19 protein-coding genes are annotated in these 19,453 nt (G+C 34.4%); 12 read left to right on the top strand and 7 right to left on the bottom strand.

Features of this window, described 5'->3' with window-relative positions; all coding sequences use genetic code 11:
- From JOC75_RS08745 to JOC75_RS08730, 4 genes are all read left to right on the top strand, one after another.
- Entirely contained in the window at window positions 1-1,248 is a 1,248-nt protein-coding gene (locus JOC75_RS08745) for a glutamate-5-semialdehyde dehydrogenase (protein ID WP_204953690.1), read from the top strand.
- A 359-nt stretch (window positions 1,249-1,607) separates the two neighbouring features.
- A complete protein-coding gene (gene pxpB / locus JOC75_RS08740; protein WP_204953689.1) occupies window positions 1,608-2,318 on the top strand; it encodes a 5-oxoprolinase subunit PxpB in 711 nt (236 codons plus the stop codon).
- Entirely contained in the window at window positions 2,318-3,343 is a 1,026-nt protein-coding gene (locus JOC75_RS08735; RefSeq protein WP_204953688.1) for a 5-oxoprolinase subunit C family protein, read from the top strand. The genes pxpB and JOC75_RS08735 overlap by 1 nt, the downstream gene beginning before the upstream one ends.
- Window positions 3,340-4,095: a 5-oxoprolinase subunit PxpA gene (locus tag JOC75_RS08730; RefSeq protein ID WP_204953687.1), complete on the top strand. Its 756-nt coding sequence runs from the start codon at window positions 3,340-3,342 to the stop codon at window positions 4,093-4,095. Before JOC75_RS08735 ends, JOC75_RS08730 begins: the two co-directional genes overlap by 4 nt.
- Window positions 4,096-4,113: 18 nt before the next feature.
- Here JOC75_RS08730 and JOC75_RS08725 read toward each other — a convergent pair whose 3' ends face one another.
- Window positions 4,114-4,554 (bottom strand): hypothetical protein, encoded by a 441-nt coding sequence (locus JOC75_RS08725; protein ID WP_204953686.1) that lies wholly within the window; start codon window positions 4,552-4,554, stop codon window positions 4,114-4,116.
- A 164-nt stretch (window positions 4,555-4,718) separates the two neighbouring features.
- Here JOC75_RS08725 and JOC75_RS08720 point away from each other — a divergent pair, with 164 nt between their 5' ends.
- The 3 genes from JOC75_RS08720 to JOC75_RS08710 are packed head-to-tail and all read left to right on the top strand — an operon-like array spanning window position 4,719 to window position 6,741.
- Window positions 4,719-5,066 (top strand): aminotransferase yhxA, encoded by a 348-nt coding sequence (locus JOC75_RS08720; RefSeq protein WP_204953685.1) that lies wholly within the window; start codon window positions 4,719-4,721, stop codon window positions 5,064-5,066.
- A complete protein-coding gene (locus JOC75_RS08715; protein ID WP_204953684.1) occupies window positions 5,066-6,340 on the top strand; it encodes a glutathionylspermidine synthase family protein in 1,275 nt (424 codons plus the stop codon). Before JOC75_RS08720 ends, JOC75_RS08715 begins: the two co-directional genes overlap by 1 nt.
- On the top strand, window positions 6,337-6,741 hold the full coding sequence (locus tag JOC75_RS08710; protein ID WP_204953683.1) for a DUF350 domain-containing protein: 405 nt from the start codon (window positions 6,337-6,339) through the stop codon (window positions 6,739-6,741). The genes JOC75_RS08715 and JOC75_RS08710 overlap by 4 nt, the downstream gene beginning before the upstream one ends.
- Window positions 6,742-6,995: 254 nt before the next feature.
- Here the strand turns inward: JOC75_RS08710 and JOC75_RS08705 are convergent, their stop codons facing one another.
- Window positions 6,996-7,184 (bottom strand): hypothetical protein, encoded by a 189-nt coding sequence (locus tag JOC75_RS08705; RefSeq protein ID WP_204953682.1) that lies wholly within the window; start codon window positions 7,182-7,184, stop codon window positions 6,996-6,998.
- A 54-nt stretch (window positions 7,185-7,238) separates the two neighbouring features.
- Window positions 7,239-7,454, bottom strand: a complete 216-nt coding sequence (locus tag JOC75_RS08700; protein ID WP_204953681.1) for a hypothetical protein — start codon at window positions 7,452-7,454, stop codon at window positions 7,239-7,241.
- A 207-nt stretch (window positions 7,455-7,661) separates the two neighbouring features.
- Between JOC75_RS08700 and JOC75_RS08695 the strand changes: the two genes are divergently transcribed.
- The 3 genes from JOC75_RS08695 (at window position 7,662) to JOC75_RS08685 (ending at window position 12,465) form a co-directional block, all read left to right on the top strand.
- On the top strand, window positions 7,662-8,126 hold the full coding sequence (locus tag JOC75_RS08695; RefSeq protein ID WP_204953680.1) for a hypothetical protein: 465 nt from the start codon (window positions 7,662-7,664) through the stop codon (window positions 8,124-8,126).
- Between the two features lie 343 nt (window positions 8,127-8,469).
- Window positions 8,470-11,226, top strand: a complete 2,757-nt coding sequence (locus JOC75_RS08690) for a GTPase domain-containing protein (RefSeq protein WP_204953679.1) — start codon at window positions 8,470-8,472, stop codon at window positions 11,224-11,226.
- A gap of 204 nt (window positions 11,227-11,430) precedes the next feature.
- Window positions 11,431-12,465 carry a SepM family pheromone-processing serine protease gene (locus JOC75_RS08685; RefSeq protein WP_204953678.1) on the top strand — a complete coding sequence of 345 codons (1,035 nt, stop codon included), beginning with the start codon at window positions 11,431-11,433 and terminating at the stop codon, window positions 12,463-12,465.
- A gap of 564 nt (window positions 12,466-13,029) precedes the next feature.
- On the opposite strand, the gene JOC75_RS08680 is transcribed toward JOC75_RS08685, so the two are convergent.
- The 4 genes from JOC75_RS08680 to JOC75_RS08665 all read right to left on the bottom strand — a co-directional run bounded on the left by JOC75_RS08680 (window position 13,030) and on the right by JOC75_RS08665 (window position 17,195).
- On the bottom strand, window positions 13,030-14,106 hold the full coding sequence (locus JOC75_RS08680; RefSeq protein WP_204953677.1) for a Gfo/Idh/MocA family protein: 1,077 nt from the start codon (window positions 14,104-14,106) through the stop codon (window positions 13,030-13,032).
- A 52-nt stretch (window positions 14,107-14,158) separates the two neighbouring features.
- Window positions 14,159-14,887, bottom strand: a complete 729-nt coding sequence (locus JOC75_RS08675; protein ID WP_204953676.1) for a ThuA domain-containing protein — start codon at window positions 14,885-14,887, stop codon at window positions 14,159-14,161.
- A 21-nt stretch (window positions 14,888-14,908) separates the two neighbouring features.
- Entirely contained in the window at window positions 14,909-16,072 is a 1,164-nt protein-coding gene (locus tag JOC75_RS08670; protein ID WP_204953675.1) for a Gfo/Idh/MocA family protein, read from the bottom strand.
- 88 nt (window positions 16,073-16,160) lie between these two features.
- Window positions 16,161-17,195, bottom strand: coding sequence for a substrate-binding domain-containing protein (locus JOC75_RS08665; protein WP_204953674.1), 1,035 nt, complete (start codon window positions 17,193-17,195; stop codon window positions 16,161-16,163).
- 335 nt (window positions 17,196-17,530) lie between these two features.
- On the opposite strand from JOC75_RS08665, the gene JOC75_RS08660 reads away from it, so the two are divergent.
- Together JOC75_RS08660 and JOC75_RS08655 are read left to right on the top strand one after the other, a co-directional pair.
- Window positions 17,531-18,562, top strand: a complete 1,032-nt coding sequence (locus tag JOC75_RS08660; protein ID WP_204953673.1) for a LacI family DNA-binding transcriptional regulator — start codon at window positions 17,531-17,533, stop codon at window positions 18,560-18,562.
- A 106-nt stretch (window positions 18,563-18,668) separates the two neighbouring features.
- The gene (locus tag JOC75_RS08655; RefSeq protein WP_204953672.1) at window positions 18,669-19,433 is read left to right on the top strand and encodes a sugar phosphate isomerase/epimerase family protein; all 765 of its coding nucleotides are present in this window, start codon (window positions 18,669-18,671) and stop codon (window positions 19,431-19,433) included.
- The last annotated feature ends 20 nt before the right edge of the window (window positions 19,434-19,453 follow it).

Genomic DNA, 19,453 nt, shown 5'->3' with positions numbered 1-19,453 from the left:
ATGAGTGAAGTGTTAGCAAAAGGAAAAGCTGCCAAGGAAGCTAGTTTTGTTATGGTTGATATTTCAACAGAAGATAAGAACAATGCATTAGCGTTAATAGCAAATCAATTGATCGATGATAAAGAATTTATTATATGTGAAAATGAAAAAGATTTAGAAGCAGGAAAACGCAATGGTTTAACAGATAGTGTGCTTGATAGAATCATGTTAAATGAAAAAAGAATCCACGATATAGCAGACGCTATAAGGATGCTTATCAAATTAGAAGATCCTGTTGGCGAAGTACTAGAAACAATTGAAAAAGAAAATGGCTTGCTTGTTAAGAAAAAGCGAGTTCCACTTGGTGTAATAGGGATGATTTATGAAGCAAGACCTAATGTAACAGTTGATGCTGCAACACTAGCACTAAAAACAGGGAATGCTGTTATTTTAAGAGGTAGTTCTTCAGCGAGTTTTTCTAATAAAGCTCTTGTGAAATCCATTCATAAATCGTTACAAAGAAGCAATTTACCAGAGGATGCAGTTCAACTTATAGAAGATACAAGTCGAGAAACAGCAAAAGAGCTTTTTCATTTAAAAGAATATCTTGACGTACTAATTCCTCGTGGAGGCAAGAATTTGATTGATACTGTTGTAAGAGAATCAACAGTCCCTGTGCTTGAAACAGGAGCGGGAAATTGTCATGTATTTATTGATCAATCGGCTGACTATAAAATGGCCGAAAATATTGTGTTAAATGGAAAGGTTCAGCGCCCATCTGTGTGTAATTCCGTTGAAACCATTTTAGTTGAAGAGAAATGGTTTGCACAATATGGAAAAGATTTATTAGATGCGTTAAACAGTCAAGAAGTAGAAATATATGGTGACGATGTTGTGAGTAGCGTATTTGGTGCAGCGAAATTGGCAACTGAAGAAGATTGGTATACAGAGTATTTAGCACTAACAGTTAGTATCAAGGTAATAACTGGTGTAGATGAAGCGATTTATCATATTAATAAATATGGAACAAATCATTCTGAGGCGATCGTGACAGAAGACGAACTTAATGCAAAGAAATTTCTTAACAAAGTAGATGCTGCAGCTGTCTATCATAATGCTTCAACACGCTTTACTGATGGATCAGAGTTTGGTTATGGTGCAGAGATCGGTATTAGCACGCAAAAACTTCATGCTAGAGGTCCAATGGGATTACCTGCCCTTACTTCTAGTAAATTCTTTGTTTATGGAACAGGTCAAACTCGTTTGTAAAGTTATTTGTGAAAGCTGAATAAAGCCTATGATGAGAAGAAATTAGTCCTTTGATAAAAAGTGACCTTCTTCTTTTTTTGTATCTATTTTTATAACATTTGTGGTGAAGGGTGATTTTCTCTAAAGGTTGCTCGGCTGACAACGGGAAAGAATAGTAGAAACTCCTATTAGCAATTGTCCTGGATTAGAGAAAACACATTAGAAAATGTTAAAATAAAGGTAATTAATTCATTTTGTATACTTCAAGTGTTAAGGAAGCATGCAAACAATAGTATACTTGAGCTGTTTTTACAATCGTTGGTATTGTCAAATGAACCAACGAGCTTAAATCATTGTTTGAAAATAAGAGGAGGGGAATTATGGATGCATTTACGTTTTTCCCACAGGGAGATCGAGCAGTAACGATAAAATTGGGTAAAGAGATCAACTTTACTACACATAAAAAGGTAAAACTTCTTTGTGACCATTTAAAATCAAATCCTTTTACTGGAATGATTGAGGTAACACCAAGCTATACCACTGTTACCGTTTTCTATGAACCGACAGATATTGTATTAAATTCGATTAACGAGTCTCCTTATAGTGAAGTTGTAAGGATTTTGTCAACAATTATCTCATCTATTAATCTAACTGAAAACACAGCTCAAACAAAAACAATCTTGATTCCAGTATGTTATGGTGGCAAATATGGACCTGACTTAGCGGAGGTAGCAAAAATTCATCAACTTACAGAACAACAGGTAATAGAAATACATGCTAATCAGGATTATCTTGTTTATATGATTGGTTTTGCCCCAGGCTTTCCTTATTTAGGTGGGATGTCAGAAAAAATTGCCACACCGAGAAAGTCGACACCAAGAAACTTGATTCCTATTGGAAGCATTGGAATCGGTGGGGCACAAACAGGAATATATCCAATAGAAAGCCCTGGAGGATGGCAGTTAATTGGTCGAACCCCAATCAAGCTTTTTGATGTAGAAAAAGATCAACCAAGTCTTTTAAAAGCGGGTGATGTTGTGAAATTCACCCCTATTACCCAAGAGCAATATGAGAACTGGGAGGTGAGTTGATGACAATTGATGTTATCGAACCTGGGTTATCTACGACAGTTCAAGATACAGGTAGATATGGTTTTCAGGAATATGGAGTTGTTGTTAGTGGTGTAATGGATGAACATGCAGCAATTATGGCCAATGCTTTAGTGGGGAATGATGATCATGAGCCTCTTTTAGAAGTTACTTTAATTGGTCCAACGTTGACTTTTCGTAATGAAGCTATTATTTCACTATGTGGAGCTGATTTATCTGCAAAAATCAATGATGTAACCATTCCTCTATGGAAACCAATTTATATAAAAGAAGGTAGTACTTTAACGTTTGGTCGACCAATCAAAGGGTGTCGTAGTTATTTAGCTATTGCTGGAGGATTGGATGTTCCTGTTGTTATGAACAGTAGTAGTACATATAGTAGGGGGGAAATTGGTGGCTATAATGGGCGACTATTAAAAAAAGATGATGTGTTACATAAAAAAGAAGCAATCAGTGAGTTTTCACAAATACTTTTAAAATATTTCAAATCACATATTACTGCTGCAGAAGCTTTTAGTTATGTACCTTGGACAGTTAGTACTAGGCTCATAGAAATGTATAGTCAAAAATCACCAATTCGTTTTATAAAAGGTCCACAATACTTTGATTTTACTGAAGAATCTTTGGAATGCTTTAAAAAAGAGTCTTTTCAAGTGCGGACAAATTCAGATCGAATGGGGTATCGCTTGAAGTCATTTAAGCTAGAGTTAAAACAAAATATAGATCTTTTATCAGAGGCAGTAACTATGGGAACAATTCAAGTTCCACCTGATGGGCAGCCAATCATATTAATGGCAGATCGCCAAACAGTTGGTGGATATCCTAAAATTGGCTATGTAGCAACCATTGATTTACCAATTCTTTCTCAGGTTATACCTGGTGAGAAGCTATCCTTTGAAGAAATATCGCTTGAAAAAGCACAGAAATTATTAATTGATCGAGAAAAGCTAGTTAAAGAATTGAAAATCGGCTTGCTTTTAGCCATTAGGAGGATGGATGGAGCATGATGCAGGTTGATTTGAATTGCGATATGGGAGAGAGCTTTGGTACATATCAGATTGGGGCAGATGATAAAATCATTACAGCGATCACTTCAGCAAATATAGCATGTGGATTTCATGCAGGTGATCCTACAACTATGAGAAAAACGGTTAAATTAGCTATGAATCATTCTGTAAGTATTGGTGCACACCCTGGTTTTGATGATTTGGTTGGATTTGGTAGGAGAAATATGTCACTTTCACTTCAAGAGATATATGATTTAATGGTCTATCAAATAGGTGCTCTAAACGGTTTCGTTACGTCAGAAGGTGGAGTGCTTAATCATGTAAAACCCCATGGAGCTTTATATAACATGGCGGCTATAAATAAAGGAATGGCAGAAGTGATAGCAGAAGCTGTTTATAAAGTAAATTCAGAGATGATTTTATATGGGCTTTCAGGAAGTGAGTTAATTGAAGCGGGAAAGAGGATTGGATTGCGAACGGCAAATGAAGTATTTGCAGATCGTACTTATCAAGAAGATGGTACCTTAACATCTCGATCCTTAGGTGGTGCATTAATCAAAAATGAAAAAGATGCAATACTTCAAGTTCTCAAGCTGGTCAAACAGCAAAAAGTTATTACAACAAATGGAACTGAAATACCCATTGTGGCAGACACAATTTGTATTCATGGTGATGGAGAAAACGCCGCTCGATTTGCCAAAGACATTCATAAAGCACTAATTGAAAATAAAGTTATTGTTAAAAGTTTGTAAAAGGGGTCAGACCCCCATTTACGTTTTCGTCATATAAAGAACATAAGTTGAGCGATCTTCGTCAATTTCGGCGGAGATTTTTTCGTATTCTTCGTTTTCGATCCATAAATAATCATTACCTATTAGTGATAGAACTTCTTCGTGTGAATATAAATCATATGTGAAAATTAAAGGTGAAACATTGTATTCTTTGTAATCACGAACCTCAAGGGTAACATGCGAGTAGTTTTCAGCATCTTCAAAAATATATTCTTCTGTCTCTTTTTCTACGTATATGACATAGTACTCTTCTTCAAGACTTGATGAGGTTTGTTTATAAACTTGTTTTTCTTTAATAAAAAAATCACAGTATCTACGGCAATAAATTTCAAATGGATCTGCAAAATCATAATGGTATAAGGCAGGATAATTATTGCGCTCATCATTCGTTCGATATTCCAATTTATAACTTTTTTTCATATTTACCTCCAAAGAGTTGGTTATTTTTACTATACTATATAAGATGGGTTAATGAAGCATAATTTTTCTAAGCTGGATGATGTATTTAGTGGTAGATAATGTTTATAATGACCTATTCTCAAGCATGAATATATAATAAAGAAAGATGAAGGGAGGGTTGTTGAATGAAACAGAAGAAAACAAAACAGCTATTAACTGGAGTAATTTCTGCGACAATGATTGCTGCTGCAGGCTGTGGAAATGATGAAGAGCTTCCACCAGTTCCAGAAGGAACAGATTGTGGTGATTGGGAATGGGAAGCTGATGAAGGAGTTTGGGAGTGTGATGATGATGCTTCCTCACATCGAGGTCATTATTTTTATGCTGGTAGCTGGTTTGCATCGAAAAACAGCTTAAGATCTAGCTCTGCTTATAAAAGCTATAAGTCGAGTAGTTCATTTAAAGGTGGAGGATCAGTATCAAAGTCCAGCTCTGGATTTGGATCAGGCTCTAGCGGAGGTTTCGGTGGATAATGGAACAAGAATTTAATGAACATGAACACACAAAAAAACGTGCCAAAACCTATAATGAAATCAACTCTTTCTGGCATGATTTGAATGATAGTGAATATGGGTTATATGATATGGCATTTTTATCAGAACAAGATATCAAAGATATACAATTAGTAACTGAACGAGTTGGAAAAGTATTCTTTAAAACGGCGAATTTATTACGTAATTCACCAGATGAAACACTTTTACAGCTAGATATTCCACAAAGTGTCCTTCCTTTTATACGGCATAAAGCATTACCTGTTGAAACAATAATAGCTCGTGTTGATCTTGTTAAAACAAAAGAAGGATTAAAGGTATTAGAACTAAATAGTGATACCCCTACTTTTGAAAAGGAAGTTTTTCATGTGAATAACTATCTTTGTCAGGAGTTTGATGTAGTTGATCCAAATGAGGGCTTAGCAGCTATATTAGGTATGGAAATGAGAAAAGCTTTAGGTGAAGCTCTTCATCGAACACAATTCTCTAATCACCCGAATATCGTGTTTACTTCACATGACCAGAATGAAGAAGATAAACTTACAACTCAATTTTTAATGGACACATCAAATGTTTCAGCAAAATATGTACCTCTACACAAGTTGACAATAAAGAAAAGTGAAGGGTTGTATGATGATGAAGGAAATAGAATTGATGTTCTTTATCGACAAACATATCCTTTAGAGCATTTACTAGAAGATGTTTCCGCTGAAACAGGAGATCACATTGGTGTTCAGCTGATTGAACTTGTTTTTACGAATAAGTTAATTATGTTAAATCCAATTTCTGCATTCCTTTTACAATCTAAAGCTGTTCAATCAGTCATCTGGGGGATGAAAGAGATAGATTCACCGTATTTCTCTACGGAAGAAAAACAATGGATACATGATTATTTTCTTCCAACCTATTTAGAAGAAGATTTATTTTTGACAAAAGGTTGGAAGTATGTGAAAAAACCAAGCTATGGAAGAGAAGGAGACACTGTATCCATCTTTCAAGGAACAAAAAAACTTGTAGAAGATCAGCATCATACATATGAGCAATCACTACCTGTTTATCAGAAATATGTTGAATTACCTTCACTAGAAATTAGAACGGTGACTGGAGTAAAGGAAGCAAAAATATTAATAGGAAGCTTTTTAATTAATGGGAAAGCTTGTGGAATTGGCTTACGTGCAGGAAGTCAAATCACAGACAATAATGCGTACTTTTTACCAGTAGGTATAAAAAAGGAAAGAAGGGACTCAAGAGTATGACATTTACGGAATTATTTTTATCTACCTTATCTTATATAGGATTAGCAACTTTATTATTGTTAATTGGAATCATTCTTTTTGAGGTTACAACTAAAAATAAAGAATTTGAACTTATTAAAAATGGTAATAAAGCAGCAGTGTACGCATTCGGGGGGCGGATTTTAGGATTGGCAATTGTGTTATATTCTTCAATAGCAAACTCGGTAAATATTTTAGATATGATTATTTGGGGAAGCATCGCGATTTTCATGCAAATTATCATATTTTATCTTGCTGAGCTACTAACACCAAAGTTCGATATAACTAAAGCTATTGATGAAGACAATCAAGCAGTTGGATTATTTTTATTGTTTTTATCAGTATCGATTGGTTTAATTATTGCTGCATCTTTAACATATTAATTGTTCTATATTCCATTTAAATTAATATTTTCAAGCTTATCAAACTGATTAAAAACGCATAACTTTTGAGGTGAAAAGCCCTGAAAGGAGCGGAGTTTCCCTGTTTGGTTATGAGCGACGCAGCAAGGTGGTTAGCGAAGAAAGCGGACTTTTTGGCAATAGTCTTGCGAGTCAAAGGAACTCTTTGACTCGCAAGTTTGTGTGAAGAGAGTATAATTAAATACAAGCTCATCAGTCTTCATAGCAACTAAAACTTATAGATATTTACCACTTAATCCTAAATAAATGAAACCAGATACAATCACAAAGCCTATGCAAAATATTATTTTCCCCTGAGCTGACCATGATCTTATCCAGCCCCATCTTTTCCCTTCTGTATCTAGCCAATAAATATCAATAATGACAGACAAAATAATTACTAGAAATACAACAAGAATCTGCATACTCAATCTCCTAACTAACTTTAATTTTATTTTTCCTGTTATACATTGACTACATTAAATTTTTCCTTGTTTAATCCAGCTCATCATCCGAAAACTCCCCAAAACAGAAACAAAGAAAAGAATAAGCATCATTAACACCCATATAGATAAGCGATTTATCTCTATTAATCCTTCTGTATTAGAGATAATAAAAAGTAGCACTACTATTGACATTAAGTAACAAAATACATTGGGAATGATCCACGCGATTCGCACCTTTTTATTTTGCATAAACATCACACTCCTTACTATCACTACGAAGGTAAACAAAAAAGGTTTCATAGCATTCAAAATTGACAAAGGTGAATTTTGGTATTTCACATAAGCTAGTATAAATTTGGAAGTCATTGTAAATGTTAAAAAGGCAAAGATATATGAAGATAGTCCACACCATTTACATTTAAAGCCCTTCTAAAAAAGATGATAGGAAGCATTTTTATGACAAAAACATCCAAGACAGAAGCGATTTTATGGAGCATTGCATTACCGGGATTTGCACAGTTTTTAAATGGGAAAATTTTAAAGGGTACAGTTTTCATTTTTCTGGAATTTTTAATTAATATTAACAGTAATTTTAATAAAGCAATAATGGCAAGCTTTTTAGGTCAGATTGATCAGGCATTTCAAGTGGTCAATTTTCAATGGTTAATGTTTTATCCATGTGTATATATGTTTGCGATGTGGGATGCGTTTAAAGATGCAAATGGTGATGTGGCTCCTTTTTCTTATCTGCCATTTGTTTGCAGTGCTTATACAGTCACTGTCGGTTTAATGTATTCACCTATAGTTAAGGTAAATGACTTTCTATTAGGTCCCATCTGGGTACCAATTCTTGCACTTATACCAGGACTAATAATTGGATTTACTATTATGAAGCTGATTAAGTTTAAGAAAAGCGCCTAATTTTTTTAGGATTGAGGAAATTTAAACATTGGACAAAAATAAACCCCTAATAAAACTAATCCTTCTAGCGTATTATTTATGAAGGTATTGGTTTTATTTTTTTTATTTTCACATGCACCTAGAAGCTACATAATACTTAAACTAAGCAAAATATTAAAAATTAGCATTTTACAAAAGAAATTATAGTGAAACCATCCTTTGAAGATTACTATTTGTTAAAATAAACCATAGAAAGATTATTCAATTATTAATTCTTTTTGGAATTCAATAGAGTAAAATCATAAAGAATAAATATGCAAACAAAAAATTCTACATTAAAATAATGTGTTTGCAGGAGGTTAACATGATAAATGAAAAACAATTAATTCATAAAACTTCTTATGAATCATTTTTATCAAATGATGATAGAAGAATTCCGGTAGAGATACTTGGGGAAGCATATTTTCAAGAACAAAATAGTGAAGAAAGCTATGACCTGTCATATATTCGTTTTGCTCAAGGTGAAATTTATTTTCAATATCTAGATTATGAAACTGCAATATTTAAATGGGAAAATATAAAAAATGAGTTAGAGCAATGGGCTAAAATGAATATTGGTGATGCCTACTATAAATTAGGATTACTTTCTGCTGCTGAAGATATGTACAACTCAATTGTGACAGATGATACGACTTTAAACAGTGAGGTTGCTTTGAAGTTATTTTCGCTTTATAAAGAAAGGAAGAAAATAGAAAATGCCTATGAAATTATCCAGCATGCTGTAAGTCTAAATCCAGATTATCCAGAAGTCACCAAGCTTGCTAGAGAGTTTTATGAGGAAAATCAAGATGATCAGCAATTAGTCATGCTGGCTGTTTCGGAATCGCTACGTACAGGAAGTAGTGAATGGTTTTCTATCTTAATAGCTTATGTCAAAGCAGGTCAATCAAAGGATTTCTCTCCGGAATATTTTAATGATACGTTGTTAATTATGTTTGCTAAAAGCAAGAGCATTTTTGTGGATATGATAAAAGCCTTATGGCAGAGCTATAGAGAAAAAGAAAATTATATAAGCTGGCTTAACGTGTTAAATGAGTTGCTATTATCAATAGAAACGGAGGAGGACTATTATTGGGATCAACTGATTCCATTATTTGAGGAAACATTTATTGAACTAACAGAAGGTACATATTTATTAGAGAACATCAAATCTGTTATCCCACAGTTAGTTGCTAGCTGGTTAAAGCTCTCAACAAAAACAAATGCTCTTTTTCCATCAGCTATCGCATTAGCTTGGAATGAGATTTTTCCTTCAACAATGATTCAAGATGCAATATCTAAGGCAGAAACAATTATCTTTGATGCAGATAATAATAGAAAAAGCTTAAGTGAAGCACTACAGCTCTTTAACACTATAAATAGTTGGGCAAGAAGTCATACGCTTGATATTGATTATAAACTCAGATGGTGGACTGAAGAATTCATCGATAGAAGTGTAAAGCAGCATCTTCTTCTTTTAGGTAATCACGGTAGTGGTAAGACAACATTTATTCACTCTTTATTAGGTGATAAGCTATATACTGGATCTACACCATCTTTTGTCGTATTTCGTGATCATGAAGAATTAAACATCATTCAAATAACTGAACATGGAGATCAAGAGTTACATAATAATACAGAATTACTTTATCAGATGGAAAAAAATCCAGCTGCTCTGTATCAAGTGAAAAGACCTTGTATTACATTACACGAACAACAATGTGCATTAATAGATACACCACCAATTAATAGCAGTGCACAGGTAAGAGATGAACTTTTTGAATCTGTGTTGCTATCTGATGGAGTTCTCTTTGTTATTGATGGAACTACTCCATTACCAGATAGAGAATATGATATGTTATTCCAGATGAAAAATTTTGCACCTGACATCAAGGTGAATTTTATCTTAAATAAGGTTGATTTAGTTGCCAGTGATGCAGATACAGAACAAATTATCAGTGAAATCAAATCTAAAGTACATTCCATCTATCCAAATGCAGAAATCTTACCTTATTCATCCTTATATCCGTTTAGTCAGCAAATAAGTAAGTTAAACAGGTTTCTAGATACACATTTTCCTGTAGATATACAGCAAGTAGAAGAAAAGCGAACGGCAAAAATCTTAACAGTGATTAGAAAAGTTCTAGCACATTTACTGCAAAAACGAGTTGATATGGAAAAGGGGTTTGCCCATTCTATACAATGGAATGAAGATATATTAGGTCGTTTAAAGGGATTTAATAATAAATTAACAGATATGCAGCATGAAAAAGTAAAATCTCTAATTACTGCTTATAGTTCATTAATTACTAATGTTAAAGTTGAATTACAAGAAGCTATACCGAGTTTGCTTAAGGAGAGCGCAGAATTTATCAAAGAAGATAGCGATTTTAAACAAATTCATGTTGAGCTTAATGATCACATGAATAAAAAAGTTAAGGATTATGTAGAGGAGAAGCTACTACCGACAATTAGTCATCAACTCGAAACCTGGGTATTGGCATCACATGATGAACTACATGAAAGTCAGACTTATTTAGTTGAAATGAGTGAAACTTTTAATGATATTTACCAAGAAGAAAAGCTTTTATTAAAATGTGATTTTTCAATTTTATATGATTGGCGTCGAGATATTGACCGAATGATGGCAAGAATCTTCTATGAAAATGAGAACATTATGCTTAAAAATAAACCAGCTCAAATCCTTCTAAAAGGAGTCGGAAAGATTTTTGGAGCAATGAATCAAAATAATACGGTGCTATATAATCAATATAAAAAATATGTTGAAAATGAATCATATGAGGAAGTAGCAAAAACAATTAGTAATAAATTGTTCTTACCTCTTGAATTATTTGAAAAAGGTTTAGAGCAAGACATAATGACATTCTTTACTAGCTCTATACAGGAAGTAGAAAATATTATTGATGAGACAAAAGACAATATTGAAAATGGTCAAAATGAGTTAGATAGAATGAAAGAAAGTCCAGAAGTTTTTTATGATCCATTAAAATTATTTGAGGTAAACTTGTTGCAGCAGGAATTTATGCTACAGGCGAAAAGAGGATATAGTCGTAGTTTTTAATATTAAATGAGGCTTGTGTCTTATGTGATAGATATAGATCACGTATGAAACAGCCTCTTTTTTAGTGCTATATTACTTGTTAAATTACGTTATAGGCATTCGCCCTTTGTGTAAAAAATATTTATCATTTATGAATTAAACCATTTTTTAGTTTAAAGGAGTATAATGGAATAAAAAATATGAGACTGACAGGAGAAAGTACATATGAAAAAAGTGAATAAACGTTATATAAATAGATTGTTAATACTTCTTTTAATTCTAGTCATTATTGCTTTTATTCCAACACCATATTATCTTTATCAGCCTGGGACGATAGAGGATCTAGAACCTAAGATTACAATAGAGGGGGCGAATAAAGATGAACAAGGAAGTTTTAATTTAACTACAATTTTATCTGTAAAGGCATTTAATCCTTATATATTAGCATACGGGTTAATTGCACCACACACTGATATTAAGAAAGAAGAAGATGTAAAAGGTAACTTAACAGATAAAGAATATACAAACTTATTAGATTTCATGATGCAGGATTCAAAACAAAATGCTCTAGTTGCAGGATTTACAGAAGCAGGAGAAGAAGTTGATATCAATTACAATGGAATTTTTGTTAGTTCAATCTTATCAAATTCTCCAGCAAAAGAGATTCTTGAAGTAGGAGATATTATTACAGCTATAGATGGAAAAAAACTGAGTGATGTACCAAGTTTCATCTCCTATATCGAAGAAAACAAAGAAGCTGGTGATTTTGCAGAACTTTCAATCTTAAGAGGTAAAAAAGAGCTTGTGGAATCTGTTGAAATGATTTCCTTAGATTCATCTTCAGATAAAGTTGGAATAGGAATAGTACCAGACGAGGAATTTACTGCTACAGTATCAAAGGATGTAAAAATTAATAGTGAAGATATAGGTGGACCTTCTGCCGGTCTTATGTTTTCACTAGAAATCCTCAATCAATTAACTGCAGAGGACTTAACAAAGGGCTACAAAATTGCCGGAACAGGTACCATTGATCATACTGGAAAGGTAGGTCAAATTGGTGGAATTACACATAAAATCACAGCTGCATTCAAAGAAAATGTTGAGATTTTCTTTACACCTAAAGATCTAACAAACTATGATCGAAATCAAAAGGATGTCGTGGCTGAGGTAAAAGAAAATGGATATGATATTCGGGTTGTACCTGTAGCTACATTGAGTGAAGCCGTTGATTATCTAGAGAAGCTAGATCAGAAGAAGTAAATGAGTTTTGAGTGGGAGAAGCCATGTAGGTTTCTCTTTTTTTGTTAGACTTTGTTAACTTTGCTGTTGATTTCCGTTAAAGCCTCGCCTTCCTAGGAAAATTAAGAGCCTTTTTCCCTAGGTATAAGACAGATTAGCACATTGTACTTCGCTTATTTGAAGTGAAGTTTTTTTCACGATTTAAGTATTCTCATTGGGATTTTTATCAATATAGAAGAGGTTGGATATAAGTATTTAAGCTAATGATAAACCCGAATTATTAGGTGATTTATCATCATTCGCCTAATAGTTGAGATTTTTATTTGCTGTCACCAATAGATTTTGCATACTAATTCTAAGAACTAGTGGAATGGAGCGGAAGACCTAGGGCACCTACTTAGAATAGAGGAAAGGCTGAGACCCCGCAGGCATGTCGAGGAGACTCAGCTTCCTCCCCGTGGAAAGCGAGTGTCTGCAGCGCAATGGAACGAACTTGTTTCTTTCAGATTAACTGAATTTAGATTTATTCGTCTTTTTGTATGACTTTTTTAATTATGTCCCAACCTATAATTCATATGATGAAACTTAAACTAGAGGTTCTGGTTTTTCACATGTACTTTCCATTCGATAGTGTGTACCATTGTAAGATGAGTCATGGAATGCATGCATGGCTTCTAATACATGGTAAGCTAATTCACCATTTGCGCGGTATTTTTCTCCATTTAAAATGGATTTGGCCATATCTGCTACACCAAGTCCTCTGCTGTTTTGAGCATAGCCTTTTGATAATGGAATTTCTATAAACTCTTTTTCATCTTTTTTCCTAATACGAACTGGTCCACCAAATGTGTTTGGATCTGGAACGAGTAGAGTTCCTTCACTGCCATAAATTTCGATAGGAGGAAGAGAAGATCCACCCATAGCATCAAAACTAGTTGTGATCGTTCCGATTGCACCTGATGCAAAATCAATTACTCCAGAGATATGAGTAGGAGTTTGAACGTTGATTATTGTTCCAGCTTTTGGTTCGCTCGTCACTGTTCGATTTTGATAACTAATACGAGTTGATCCAGATATTTTTTCAATTGGTCCTAATAGTGCTACTAGAGCTGTTAAATAATACGGTCCCATATCAAACATTGGGCCACCACCTATTTCATAGAAAAAGGAAGGGTCTGGATGCCAATGCTCAGTGCCACGACCGATCATGAAAGCAGAAGCTCCTATTGGAGTGCCGATTTCTCCTTTCTCAATTAAATGAATAGCCGTTTGTATTCCAGCACCTAAAAAAGTATCTGGTGCACTGCCTACCATGAGATTGAACTTTTTAGCTGTTTCTAAAATGTGTCTTCCTTCTTCTCTAGTCACTGCAAGGGGCTTTTCTGTATAAATATGTTTACCAGCTTCAAGAGCTTGAATACAAACTGTGGCATGAGCTTTTGGAATGGTTAAGTTAATAATTAATTGAATTTCAGGATCAGCGAGTAATTCTTCAACAGAGTATGCATTAGGAACACCGAATCTAGCTGCTTGTGATTGCGCACGCTGTTCATCTAAATCAGCACAAGCTACCAGATCAAGATGATCAAATTTTTGACAATTTTCCATGTAGATAGAGCTTATGTTTCCACAGCCGATAATACCTATTTTGAGTTTATTCATATTGAACCCTCCATTATTTTTATAAAGATTATTAAATTAATAACGTAAGAGATTATTGGCTATCTCCCATTCCAGTATAGAAACGCCCATTTGTTGAAGTGGCTAACCCTGTAGTGCGTTTTTTGCCTTCAGCAGCCCATAAAAATCCTCTACGCATTATAAGTGAAACTTCTGGCATGGCAACAATATTTGCTTTATGACCTAATGAGTTATAAAAGACATGGCCATGTCCCCAATGTTTTGTCCAAACTACTGGCATATCGACAGGTTTATTTGTTGCATGTGGTCCATCCACAACAGGAAAACGAGTCGTCGCTAATACTTCAACAGCTGGGTCCACATGAAGATAGTATTGCTCACTTACAACCTTAAAATCAGAGAGACCTTCTAATAGAGGATTTGTCGTATTCTTCATGTTGACCATATATTCCACACCATCATTTCCTGGGTGTGCCACCCAGTTTCCACCCGTCATAAATTGCCAGTCAACATTGTTTCGAAAAGAATCACACATTCCACCATGACAGCCTGCCAATCCTACACCGTTTATGACGGCCTCAGAAATATTGAGAACATATTTCTTGGGTATCTCTCCCATAGTCCAATGTGGAACAATTAAGTCTAACGATTGCAGTTTTTCAGCATCAGCATACACATCTAATGAAGAAGAAACCTCCACATTGAAATTTTCTTCTTCTAACATGTTTTTAAAGATTTGTGAAATTTGTTCTGGTTCATGACCATCCCAGCCACCCCATACAATTAGTGCGCTTTTTTTCATTTCAACCACTCCTTTATTCTATTAAACTTCTGAAATAGAAACCCATTGACGTTTTTCGATCGATTGATCAACTGCTTCTAACACTTGTTGACATTTAACACCATCATGGAAATTCGGTACAGGTTGTCGATTTTCTTTAAATGCTTCCATTAGTTCAACCACTTCATGAATAAAGGTGTGCTCATAACCGATTGTATGTCCTGGTGGCCACCAATTTTCAGCAAAAGCATGTGCTGGATCAGTTGCTAACACACGGCGGAAACCTTGCACATCTTCATGGTCATCTGTGAAGTACACTTGTAACTCATTCATACGTTCAAAGTCAAAAATGACACTGCCTTTGCTTCCGTTAATTTCGAATGAATTCGTACAACGATGTCCAGTTCCATAACGGGTAGCTTCAAAGCTTCCTAACGCACCGTTAGCAAATCGAGTCATAAATAGAGTGGCATCATCAACAGTAACCTTACCTTTTTCAGCTTGAGCATTGCTACTGTTTGCTGATAACCCAGTTGTATTCGTTGCGATAGGTCGTTCTTTAATGAATGTTTCACTCATCCCAATAACTTCTGTCATATCACCGATCAAATAGTGTGCTAAATCAATTAAATGTGCTCCTAAATCACCATGAGAACCAGAGCCTGCAATTTCCTTTTGAAGTCTCCAAGCAAGAGGGAAGTTAGGGTCCACTAGCCAATCCTGTAAAAACCATGCACGATAATGATAAATATCTCCTAATTTTCCTTGTTCAATTAATTTTTTTGCTAACATAACAGCAGGAGCAAAGCGATAATTAAAGCCAACCATATGTTTCACACCTGCTGCTTCAACAACCTCTAGCATTTCACGTGAATCCTTTAATGTAAGCGCTAACGGTTTTTCGCAGAAAACATGCTTACCTGCTTTAGCTGCGGCAATTGTAATTTCTTTATGTACATCACTTGGTGCATTAATGTCAATTAAATCAATATCTTCTCGCTTGATAAGGACTTTCCAATCTGTTGTATATTCCTCCCAGCCAAATTGTTTCGCTGCTTCTGCAACTCCTTTGGCATTCCGACCACAAATTACCTTCATTTCAGGTCGAACTGTGTTTGGGAAAAAAAGAGGTAAATCACGATAAGCATGACTGTGAGCTTTCCCCATAAACTTGTAACCAATCATTCCAATATTTATTTTGTCCATAATATTTCCTCTTTTCAAAGTTTGATAGAAAGTATTTTATAAACAAAAAAATCTAAAATAAGTATTAATGCCGATTATTAGCACAATATTAATGCACATGTAATGAAGATTCTCTTTCAATTAATGAAACGGGTAGTTTAATCATAATTTGCTCATTTATATCATGTGTGATGGATTGAAGAACCTTCTCAGCTGCTAATTGTCCCATTTCATAAAGTGGAACATTTACAGAACTTAATGATGGAGTGGTCATTTTTGCGATTTCAGAGTTATCATAGCCGATAATCGCATAATCCTTACCAGCATAAAAACCTAATTCATTAAGCCTTTGCATAAGGCCAATAGCCATTCGGTCATTCGCTGAAATAATAGCTTTCGATTTAGCTAATAAAGAAGAGATTTGATCCGCAGCTTTATATCCACTTTTTCGACTATAATTCCCTTCGAAAATTAACTTCTCGTTAAAGAGTATTCCCTTTTGACTTAGGGCCTTTTTATATCCTTGAAGTCTGTCTAGACTATTAGAAAATTCAAGTGGACCATTTAAGAAGAGGATCTGTTGAAATCCTTTTTCTAATAAAGACATTGTTGCTTGATAGCTACCATCCAAATGATCTGCATCAATAAAATGAAAGGGCTGCTTAGAAAAGGTTTGATTAATAAGACAGTAGGGCAATTTCAATTGATGAAGTTTTTCAAGTGCCTTTAGTTCATTTTGGTTATGTCTGGCACCTAAGATGATACAGCCGTCTACTCTTTGTGAATGAAAAAGCTGAACATAATCTTTTCGTTCATCAGGTGTTTGATGAAATATTAACAATAAACCATAACCTAATTCACCAAGTCGTGCGCCAATCCCACTAACTAGCTCTGAAAAATAATGAGTAGACAGTAAGTTTACTTTTGGGAGATAAGGAACGATCACACCTATGTTATTGCTTTTTCCTTTAGCAAAGTTTTGTGCAATGACATTAGGATGATAATTTAGCTCTTTCGCTGCTTGTAATACTTTTTGTTTTGTCTGCTCTCGCAAAGGCGAGATATTGTTGAATACCCTAGAAACAGTAGCTTCGGAGACTCCTGCTAATCTGGCAACATCTTTTCTACTAGCTAATTTATTCACCCCCTATAACAATTATGTACACGCGTTCATTTTCTCTGTTTCTAGATGGAATGTCAATGAAAAATAAAAATTAAATATAAAAAAATTTTTATGTTTAAGATATTTTTATTAGGGTATATTCCTAAAGACAGTATCCCCCCTGATACTTTCTATATGAAAAACTTGAGGAACCTTCATACTTTGTGTGGAGGTTCCTTTATGGGCTTTATTACCTGTTTTGGAAAATGATGTTGAAACATAGTTTGGTAGGATTTATAATCAAAAATGTAATCGTTTACAAAATTTAAAGCTGAAACAAACATAGAAGGATAAGTTATCCGCAAGGAGAATGGTATATGGTGAAAATGCGTGATGTAGCAAAATTATCAAATGTTTCAGTTGCAACAGTTTCTAGGGTTCTACATAATCCAGAAACTGTAAAGGAGGCAACGAGAAATAAAGTATTAAGTGTAATTGATGAGTTAAATTATAAGCCTAACATGCTAGCTCGACAGTTTCGTAGAAATGAAACTAATATAATTCTCGTAGTTGTACCAAGTATTACAAATACCGTATTCTCTGGAATCATAGAAGGGATAGAATATGAAGCAGCAAATCATGGATATCGGGTGTTACTAGGGAATACAAATAGAAAAGTTGAAAACGAATATAACTTAGTTGATTTGCTAAAAAAAAGGCAAACAGACGGTATGATTCTGTTATCTGAAAGGATGGATCCCAACTATATTAAGTCTTTAAGTGAAGAATATCCTCTAGTTCTAGCTACAGCTTATATTGAGGGATTAAAGGTTCCATCTGTATCAATCGATAATGTTAGTAGTAGTCGAGAAGCTGTTGAACATCTTATTAGACTTGGTCACAGAGAAATTGCCCATATAACTGGACCCTTGCAATTTGCGATTTCTAAAGGTCGTTATAATGGTTATCGACAAGCGTTGATGCAAAATAATATTGAAGTTCGGAATATGCTAGTTCAAGAGGGGGATTTCACTTTTGAATCTGGCTATAACCAAATGATGAAATTATTGGCAATTGAGAAAGCACCAACTGCTATATTTGCAGCAAATGATGAAATGGCTATGGGGGCAGTAAAAGCTGCAAAAGAGCTTCGGTTTGATGTTCCTCGAGATATAGCCGTTGTAGGATTCGATAATATAACATTTTCATCTAAATTTGATCCAGCCATAACGACAGTAGCGCAACCACTTTTTGAAATGGGTCAAAAGTCTATGAAATTACTATTACAGCAAATTCAAGGAAAGCCAATGCTTAAGTCACAATATATATTAGACTGTGATTTAATTGTTAGAGATTCATGTGGTGGAAAAATAAAAGAAAAGGTAATGAATGAGGAAATTAGCACATAAAATGTAATCGGTTACAATTTTAAGGGGGTGAGTAGCTGAAAGTCATTAGTAATAATAAATATAAATGTAACCGGTTACAATTAACTGTTGGAAAGGGGGATTCATTTTGGCAAATATTCAATTCAGTTTACAGTTATACACTTTACGTGAAGAGACTGTAAAAGATTTTATAGGTACATTGGAAAAGGTAGCAAAGCTTGGTTATCAAGGGGTCGAGTTTGCTGGATATGGGGGAATAAGAGCATATCAAATGAGAAAGGAACTTGACCGACTAGGACTGAAAGCAAGTTCTAGCCATGTGCAACTATCATTGCTTGAAAGCGAATTAGACCAAGTCATTGAATATCAGCAAATAATTGGTAGTCAACATGTTGTATGTCCTGTACTGCCAACTGAAAGAAGATCAAAAGAGGCTTACTTTGAGCTCATTCCAATCTTAAATGAAATTGGACGAAAGTGTCATGAAGCAGGAATAACTCTTTCTTATCATAATCATGACTTTGAATTAGTGAAGTTAGATAATGGGAAAATGCCTCTAGAACTCATATTAGAGGAAACAAATTCTGAATGGGTTAAGGCAGAGTTTGATGTTTATTGGTTAACTAAAGCCGGAGAAGATCCAGTTCTGTGGTTAAAACGATATGAAGGAAGAACACCGCTTGTTCACATAAAGGATATGACAACAGATGGAGAAGAATTTTTTGCTGAGTTAGGAACTGGTGGTGTAAATCTAGATGGTGTACTTAAGCAAGGGGAACAATCGAAAGTAGAGTGGTTTATTGTTGAGCAGGACAGATCAAGAATCTTACCTCTAGATAGCATAGAAATTAGCATGAATTATCTGAAAAGTAAGAAATTAATCACTTTTTAAAGTCTAATAACGAAAACAAA

The sequence above is a fragment of the Metabacillus crassostreae genome, from assembly GCF_016908395.1.
GTDB lineage: Bacteria > Bacillota > Bacilli > Bacillales > Bacillaceae > Metabacillus > Metabacillus crassostreae.
Note: the sequence above shows the minus strand (reverse complement) of the source record. Positions and strands in the feature narration are given on the sequence as shown.